This window comes from Micromonospora sp. KC606 (assembly GCF_004348675.1).
GTDB lineage: Bacteria > Actinomycetota > Actinomycetes > Mycobacteriales > Micromonosporaceae > Micromonospora.
Genome location: NZ_SMKN01000359.1, coordinates 1 through 2,878, shown reverse-complemented (window position 1 = coordinate 2,878; position 2,878 = coordinate 1). Strand labels below are relative to the sequence as shown.

Below are 2,878 nucleotides of genomic sequence, written 5' to 3'. Positions count from 1 at the left end.
GCTGGTGGGTGGGCGCACCGGGTCGGGCAAGACGGTGTTCCTGCTCGACGTGCTCTACGGCCTGGCGTCGCGCTACTCCCCGGACGAACTGGGGTTGTACCTGCTGGACTTCAAGGAGGGGGTGTCGTTCGCCGAGTTCACCCCGACGGCGGTGGACCCGTCGTGGATTCCGCACGCCCGCACCGTCGGCATCGAGTCCGACCGCGAGTACGGGCTGGCGGTGCTACGGACACTGTCGCGGGAGATGACCCGACGGGCGACCGAGCTGAAGCGGGCCGGGGTGACCAAGCTCGCCGACCTGCGCACCGGGCGGCCGGACGTGGCGATGCCCCGGCTGCTGGCGGTGATCGACGAGTTCCACGTCCTGTTCGAGGGCAACGACGCCGTCGCCCGGCAGGCGGTCGCGTTGCTGGAGGAACTGGCCCGCAAGGGCCGCTCGTACGGTATCCACCTGATCCTGGCGTCGCAGACCATCTCCGGGGTGGAGGCGCTGTTCACCAAGACCGAGTCGATCTTCGGGCAGTTTCCGCTGCGGGTCGCGCTCGCCGGCGGCGGCGGGGTCCTCGACCAGCTCAACGACGGCGCCGACAACCTGCCCATCGGCGGCGCGGTGATCAACACGGCGGCCGGGACAGCGGGCGCGAACCGGGTCATCCGCTTCCCGAACGCCGACGCCGCATCGGTGACCGCGCAGCGGCACCTGCTGTGGAACGCCCGCCCACCGGGCGACGCCCCGCCGGCGGTGTTCGCCGGCTACGCCGAGCAGCACCCCGACGCCGACCCCACCTTCGCCCGCCTGACCCCGGACGTACGGCGACGGCGAGCCCTGGTCGGCCGGGCCGTCGACGTCGGCCTGCCCACCGCCGGGTTCACCCTGGACGCCACCCCGGGCAGCCACCTGGCGGTGCTCGGCACCTCACCGGTCGGCGCCGACGTCCTGCACGCGGCCACCGTGAGCCTGGCCCGCCAACACGCGCCCGGCACCGCCCGGTTCCTCATCGCGCCGCTGGTCGCCGCCGCCGACGAAGCCGCCGACGCCACCGTCGACGCGATCACCGAAGCCGGGCACCCGTGCGACACCATCAGCGCGGCCCAGCTCCGGGCTCGGCTGGCGGATCTCGCGCAGGTGACCGCCCCCGACGGTGGGCAGACCACGTACCTGGTGGTCTTCGGCGCCGACAGCGCCAGCGGTCTCCTCGCGGCCAGCGACCCCACCACCTACCGCTCCGGGCACGACGACCTGCGAGACGTCCTCGCCAACGGCCCCACCCACGGTGTCCACCTGCTCGGCTGGTGGCGCACCCTCGGCCGGTTCACCGACGACCTCGGCCACACCGGCGGCAGCGAGGTCGCCTGCCTCGTCGCCCTCAACCTTCCCGGCAGCGACGTCGGCTCCCTGCTCGGCGACTACGCCTCGCAGTGGCAGCCCCGCCCCAACCGGGCCCTGCTGATCGACCGGCACGACAACCGCCGCACCCTCATCGTCCCCTACGTCCGCCCCGGCACCCTCGACCAGATCGACGACCTCGCATGACCGGCCAGCCTGTCGCCCCGATGCCCCGCGACGGCGGCTGGGCCGCCTACACCGACCACGCCCGCCGCCTCGCCGCCGTGCTGCACGACGAACGTGCCCGCGCCGCACAGCAGGCCGCCGCCAGCCGCGACACGCAGGCCGCTGCCGACCAGATCACCCACCGGCTCGCCGCCCAGCGGCACCACCTCGTGGGGCTGGCGGCAACCCTCCGGCTGCCCGAACCCCACCTCGGCGTCATCGCGCCCAGCCCCGTACCCGACCCCGCCGAAGCCCTACGCCGGGCCGCCGCGGCCGCCGACGCGGCCGACACCGCCGCCGCGCACGCCCACCGGCGGGCCGCCCAGCCACCCCTGCTGCCCGGTCTCACGCCACTGGCCCGCAACGCCCTCGTCTACACCGCCGCCGCGATCCTCGGCACCTTCGCGTCGCTGCTGATGTTCGCCGTCAGCCCCGACACCGACCTCGGCCGCATCCCGTGGCAACTCGTGCCCTGGTCGCTGTGCGGGCTACCCGCCCTCGCGTTCTTCGCCGGGTACCTCACCATCAGCCTCGTCGGGCAACCCCGCATCGGCGGCGGCGGCACCCGATCCGCCCGGGCCGGCGGCGTGATCTGTTTCGTCGGCATGCCGATCCTGTGGTTCATCCTCATCGCCGCCACCCGAGGCTGACCGTCCTCGGCCGAGGGCTGCGAGGCTGGTGGACCGCGTCCATCACCGGCGGGGTGGCAGGGCGTCGACCACGACGAGCGGAGTGCCGGGTCTGACCTCGGCGAGGAGCGTGCGCTGGGCGCTGCGGGTCAGCCGGATGCAGCCGTTGGTGACGTTCTTGCCGAGGGTGTCGTCGTTGTGCCAGCTGTGCAGGCCGATGTGCGCGCCGCGAAGGCCGGCCGGCACCGCGTCGGGGTCGTCGGGGATCGCGCCGAGGGCGAAGATGTCGACGCCGCCGTAGACCGCCTCGGGTGGGGTGGTGCGGCCGAGGATGAATGTGCGGCCCAGCGGGGTGGACTGCCCCGGCATGCCGAGGCTCACCGGCCAGGAGTTGACCGACCTGCCGTGCCGGTACCAGGTCAGCCGGTGTCGGGCCCGCTCCACCACGATCTGGTCGCGCAGCCCGACGATGCTCCAGCCCCCGTCGGGCAGCCAGGCGATCCGCCGGTTGGCGGAGGGGAGCAGCACCGCCGTCCAGCCGGGGCGGCGTCGCACCACCGGCATGGTCAGTTCGACGCCGCTGATGGCAGGAGCGAGCAGGGCCAGCGGTCGCCCGCCGGGCGCGTCGTACGCGGCGATCCGCCGGGTCGGCGTGAGGCCCTCGGTCAGCGGGGTGGTGTCGTCCGGGTGCGGGTCG

At 74.3% G+C, this 2,878-nt stretch carries 3 protein-coding genes; 2 read left to right on the top strand and 1 reads right to left on the bottom strand.

From position 1 onward, the window contains the following. Both E1193_RS30885 and E1193_RS30880 read left to right on the top strand, forming a co-directional pair. A partial coding sequence (locus E1193_RS30885; protein WP_279433401.1) for an FtsK/SpoIIIE domain-containing protein occupies positions 1–1,534 on the top strand: 1,534 nt, incomplete at its 5' end. Then, positions 1,531–2,202, top strand: coding sequence for a hypothetical protein (locus E1193_RS30880; protein ID WP_132186654.1), 672 nt, complete (start codon positions 1,531–1,533; stop codon positions 2,200–2,202). The genes E1193_RS30885 and E1193_RS30880, both read left to right, overlap by 4 nt. A gap of 42 nt (positions 2,203–2,244) precedes the next feature. Here the strand turns inward: E1193_RS30880 and E1193_RS30875 are convergent. Further along, positions 2,245–2,878, bottom strand: a 634-nt coding sequence (locus tag E1193_RS30875; RefSeq protein WP_132186653.1) for a L,D-transpeptidase, incomplete at its 5' end; no start/stop codon positions are given.